This is a genomic window from Arthrobacter sp. TB 26 (assembly GCF_000427315.1).
In the GTDB taxonomy this organism is placed as follows: domain Bacteria; phylum Actinomycetota; class Actinomycetes; order Actinomycetales; family Micrococcaceae; genus Arthrobacter.
On the sequence record NZ_AUPJ01000078.1, the window covers coordinates 1 to 4,367 of the forward strand.

The window sequence follows — 4,367 nt, forward strand, 5'->3', positions numbered from 1 at the left end:
GGCGGGACGGCTTCCGCAGCCGGATCGTGGAAGCCGGCGCTGACGTCCGGATCGCCGGCGAAAGCCAGGGGACCTCGGAGGAGGACGGCTACGCGGCCGCCTGCTGGGTTGTCGCCCACCTCCCCGACACGACGGCCCTCTTCGCGGCCAACGACACCCTGGCCCTGGGTGCCCTCGCCGCAGCCAAGGCACGTGGCCTGTCCGTCCCGGGCGACCTCTCCGTGATCGGCTACGACAATTCCCAGTTGGCCAAGTCGCGGTACCTGGACATGACCTCAGTGGACAACCGCACGCTCCGTCCCCTTCCCCCTTCCGGCTCTTCCGGCCGAACCCGCCGGACGCGCCCGAAACAACCGCTCGAGCTCGGCTACGGATCAAGCCGCCGGAGCCACAGCTTGAGGTGTCAGGCCGGGCCGGGCGTTGTGGCCCTGACGGAAGACGGCTGGAGCTTCCTTCGCCTTGAGTGGAAGGACCTCTTCCGCGCGCAGGAATTCAAGGGCCGCCGTCTTTGCGCCCTGGCCGACCGCCCACCGCCCTGACAGCGCCTTGAGCCGCGAATTCGCCGCAACGCTGCCGGGGCGGAGGGCTGGCCGCAGCGGCGGCGGACTCCTCGTTTATGCCACAGTGATCAGCAGAATAGGACACCGCGTCGCGGCTACCTTTTCACGTAGGGCCTTGATCGTTGGTGCCCAAGAGGTTCCGTCGCGCCACCACCGAATGAAACCGGAGGCTACACCAGCAGTACCGTCGCTGCATTGCGCCAGAGGTCGGGAGAGCGAAAACCCCCAGCAATCAGCCGCCAGCGTCGGGAAATGGGCCCAGCGGAGGGGATAGCGGCAAAGGCCTCGAGTACCCGGAGGCTCTCTGCTGGCAGCTCATCACGGTAGGTGGCAAGAAAAACTTGGCCCTGCGCGAGGCGCAATCGGATCCATTGCCGGCCGCTGGCAACCCTCCGCCGCTGCGAGAGGGCCCGGATTACCGTGGTGGCTTCAGGATTCGAGGCGTTGTTGCCGTGGATGCGGTACAGGATCTGCGGGACAGGGTCCCAGTCCACGCGCCCGAAAGATGCGGCGACGAGGTTAATCCACCAGTCGTGCATGACCGCGCCAGATGGAATTGCCCCTGTCTGGGCAACCAAGGCCCGATTCATCACCGCAGTGCACCCAGTTACGGTTGGATGCATCAAGGCCGTATTTAGCTTGGCGCCGTAGGCCGGGGTGATCGCTTTGAAAGCCCAGAAAGACGTCGAAATTTCCTCCCGCGCCGCATTAGTCGGGGTGAGGTCACCATGAACGAGAATTGGGGTCTCGCGGCCAATTTCAGACTCGAGCGTTCGCATGCGGTCAAGGCCGCGGGAAATCTTCTCTGGCAGCCAGACATCGTCGTGGTCGGCCAAGAATACGTAGTCCGCCCGGGACTTGGCGAGCATCCCGGCGAAGTTGGCGCAGGCACTGCCACTCGGGGCGGTTCGGAGGATCACTTCCGGCGGATGGGCAAAGCGTGGCCCTGCAGCTTCGAGTATCGCCAGGGTATTATCTTGGGAGCAGTCGTCACTGACGACCAGGTGAAAGTCGCGGAAGCTCTGGTTGGCCAGTGAATCGAGCAGCTCGCCGAGGAAGCGGCCGCTGTCACGCGTCGCGAGTAGGACTTCTACCCTCCCGACGTCCCCTGCCGCGTCCATCCCCTCGGTACCATCCGCGTTGCTTGTCACCTGCTTAGTATAAACACGAACCCTGGGCCTACAACGGAATGTAGGTGTCGTGATCCGAAGTAACCTCTGCCCGGAACTGGGACCGGCCATGCGCGGCCCCGGGACGCCGGCACGGCTCCACACGCGTTGACCGCACTCCTACCAGCTAGGCCCCGTAGCTCGGTTCGCGCTTCTTGATCCAGCCGATCGCGGCCGCGGTGACCGGGACAAAGAGGAATTCCACGAGGGTCTTGTAGAGGAAGCCCACGGCGACGTAGTTGACGAACATCGCGGCGTCGGTAATCCCGATCACGGAGGCCGCGATGCTGCAGAAGATCAGAGTGTCGACGAACTCGCCGGCGACAGAGGACCCCATGATGCGCGCCCAGAGGGACTTTTCCCCCGTGCGCGCCTTCATCTTCACCAGGATCCAGGCATTGATGGTCTGCCCGGCAAGGAACGCCAGCAGTGAGGCGAGCACGATCTGCGGCACTGGGCCCAGCGCGCCTTCCAGCGCGGTCTGCTTGGAAACGCCGAAGTCGTCCTCGAAGCCGGGCAAGGCGATGATGATCCAGTAGCAGAGGGACGCAAAGACCGAGAGCGCGAAGGTGGTGATGATGGCCTTGCGCGCCACTTTGAAGCCGTAGACCTCGCTGATGACGTCACCCAAGATGTAGGCCAGGGGGAAGAGGAAGAAGCCGCCGTCGGTGATGACCGGGCCGATCGCCACCCCCTTTGAGGCCCCGATGTTGGACAGGATCAGCACCACGGCCATGACGGCCAGCAGGATGCCGAAGTAGGGGGAACCGATCGAGGCGAACTTTGGCGGCGCTGCGGCCGGGAGTGTCTTGGCGGAAGTCATGGGTGTTCCATTCATAGTGGTTCGCCTGGCTCCCGGATCCTCCGGGGAGGTCGTTTCGGCAGCCGGCTGTATTAGCACTGGATGGCTCCTGACGGGCTGACCGCCGGAACCGCCCTCCATTCTCTCACCCCGGCGGGACCCCCGGGGCAACTCACAACCGGGCATTCCTGCACTGTGTCCGGTCCGGGCGTGGTGGCAGGATGGGGGCCATGGAGGACGAAAGTGCCTGACACCGCGGTTTCCACCCGCGCACTCACCAAGCGGTACGGTGACGTCACCGCGGTGGACTCGCTCGACCTCGATGTCCGCCGGGGCGAAATCTACGGCTTCCTCGGCAGGAACGGGGCGGGTAAGACGACGGCCATCCGCATGCTGCTGGGGCTCGTCCGCCCGAGCGGCGGGGAGGTGACCGTCCTTGGCCGGCGCATCCTGCCCGGCGGGCCGAGCGTGTTTTCGCACATCGGCTTCCTGGTCGAAACCGCGACTGCCTACCCCAACCTCACGGTGCGCGAGAATCTCGACATCCAGCGCCGCCTCACTGGCTCGCCGGCGCGAACGGTCGCTGACTCGATCGGGCTGCTGCGCCTCGATCCGTACGCCGACCGGCGTGCCGGGACGCTCTCGCTCGGCAACAAACAGCGCCTCGCGCTCGCCCGCGCGCTGCTGCACTCCCCCGAACTGCTCGTGCTCGACGAGCCCGCCAACGGGCTGGATCCGGCCGGAATCGTTGAGATCCGCGGACTGCTCCGTTCGCTCGCAGACGAGCGTGGAGTCACCGTGTTCATGTCGAGCCATATCCTCGCCGAGGTCGCCCACCTGGCCGACCGTATCGGCATCGTCCACCACGGCCGCCTCGTCGAGGAGTCATCGCGCGACGAACTCGCCGCGAAGGCGCGCGCCTTCGCGGCCGGCGCCTATACCCCGGAAGAGCGCGAGCAGGCGCTGCTGACACTGGATCTCGAGCGCTACTTCCTCGCGCGCACAAGCGATGACTCCATCGACGGCGGCGCCTGATGTTCGGTCAGGTTCTCGCCACCGAGTTCATAAAGCTCCGCCGGGCCAAGGCGACGTGGGCCACCCTGGCCGTACTGGCGATGATGCCGCCCGGCATCGCGCTGTTTCTGTGGATTGTGCGGGAACCGGAGCGGGCGGCCCAGCTGGGCCTTCTGGGCACCAAAGCGAGCCTGGCTGGGCTTGAGGCGACGTGGCCCGAATACTTCTACATGCTCACGCTGGTCTTCGGCGTCGGCGGGATGCTGCTGCTGGCGTTCATCGTCGCGTACCTGTTTGGCCGGGAGTACCGTGATGCCACCGCCAAGAACATGCTCGCGCTGCCCGTGGCCCGTCACTGGTTCGCCGTCGCCAAACTGGTGGTTGCTGCGGTGTGGTGGATGTCGCTCGTCACTGCCGTCCTCGCCGAGGCAATGGTGATCGGCCTGGCAATGGGGCTGCCGGGGTTCTCCTCGGAGCTGGCCGCGGCCGGAATCGCAGACGTGCTGCTTGCCGCGGGGGTCTCGTTCCTGCTCGCGCCCGTGGTCGCCTGGATCGCCGTGTGGAGCCGTGGCGAAGTGGCCCCCATCGCCTTCTCGCTCGTGATGCTGGCCCTCGGCAACCTCTTCGGCAAAACCGGGTGGGCGGAGTGGTTCCCCTACTCGATCGTCCCGCTGCTGGTCGGCATGGTGGCGGACCCGGTCGACTCGCTTCCGGCGGGCAGCTACGTGGTGCTCGCGGGGACGTTCATGGCCGGCGTTGCCGCCACGATCCTGCAACTGCGGTTTGCTGACAATGCCCAGTAGCCGGGGCCGATCGCCCGCC

The 4,367-nt window shown here is 66.0% G+C and carries 5 protein-coding genes; 3 read left to right on the top strand and 2 right to left on the bottom strand.

The genetic code is table 11. The annotated features are described in order from the left end of the window. The coding region (locus K789_RS25910; protein WP_029704267.1) for a substrate-binding domain-containing protein at nucleotides 1-539 on the top strand (539 nt) is incomplete at its 5' end. 191 nt (nucleotides 540-730) lie between these two features. Here the strand turns inward: K789_RS25910 and K789_RS0101685 are convergent. Next, nucleotides 731-1,711: a glycosyltransferase gene (locus K789_RS0101685; RefSeq protein WP_157835653.1), complete on the bottom strand. Its 981-nt coding sequence runs from the start codon at nucleotides 1,709-1,711 to the stop codon at nucleotides 731-733. A gap of 145 nt (nucleotides 1,712-1,856) precedes the next feature. After that, on the bottom strand, nucleotides 1,857-2,552 hold the full coding sequence (locus K789_RS0101690) for a queuosine precursor transporter (RefSeq protein ID WP_024365225.1): 696 nt from the start codon (nucleotides 2,550-2,552) through the stop codon (nucleotides 1,857-1,859). A gap of 222 nt (nucleotides 2,553-2,774) precedes the next feature. On the opposite strand from K789_RS0101690, the gene K789_RS0101695 reads away from it, so the two are divergent. Then, complete coding sequence (locus K789_RS0101695) at nucleotides 2,775-3,566, top strand: ABC transporter ATP-binding protein (protein ID WP_024365226.1); 792 nt, start codon at nucleotides 2,775-2,777, stop codon at nucleotides 3,564-3,566. Beyond that, complete coding sequence (locus K789_RS0101700; RefSeq protein ID WP_024365227.1) at nucleotides 3,566-4,348, top strand: ABC transporter permease; 783 nt, start codon at nucleotides 3,566-3,568, stop codon at nucleotides 4,346-4,348. The genes K789_RS0101695 and K789_RS0101700 overlap by 1 nt, the downstream gene beginning before the upstream one ends. Nucleotides 4,349-4,367 lie beyond the last annotated feature (19 nt).

What these genes read in the sequence shown, in the direction of transcription:
- K789_RS0101690 (WP_024365225.1), bottom strand. Translation starts at nt 2,552, where the DNA reads ATGACTTCCGCCAAGACACTCCCGGCCGCAGCGCCGCCAAAGTTCGCC.
- K789_RS0101700 (WP_024365227.1), top strand. Translation starts at nt 3,566, where the DNA reads ATGTTCGGTCAGGTTCTCGCCACCGAGTTCATAAAGCTCCGCCGGGCC.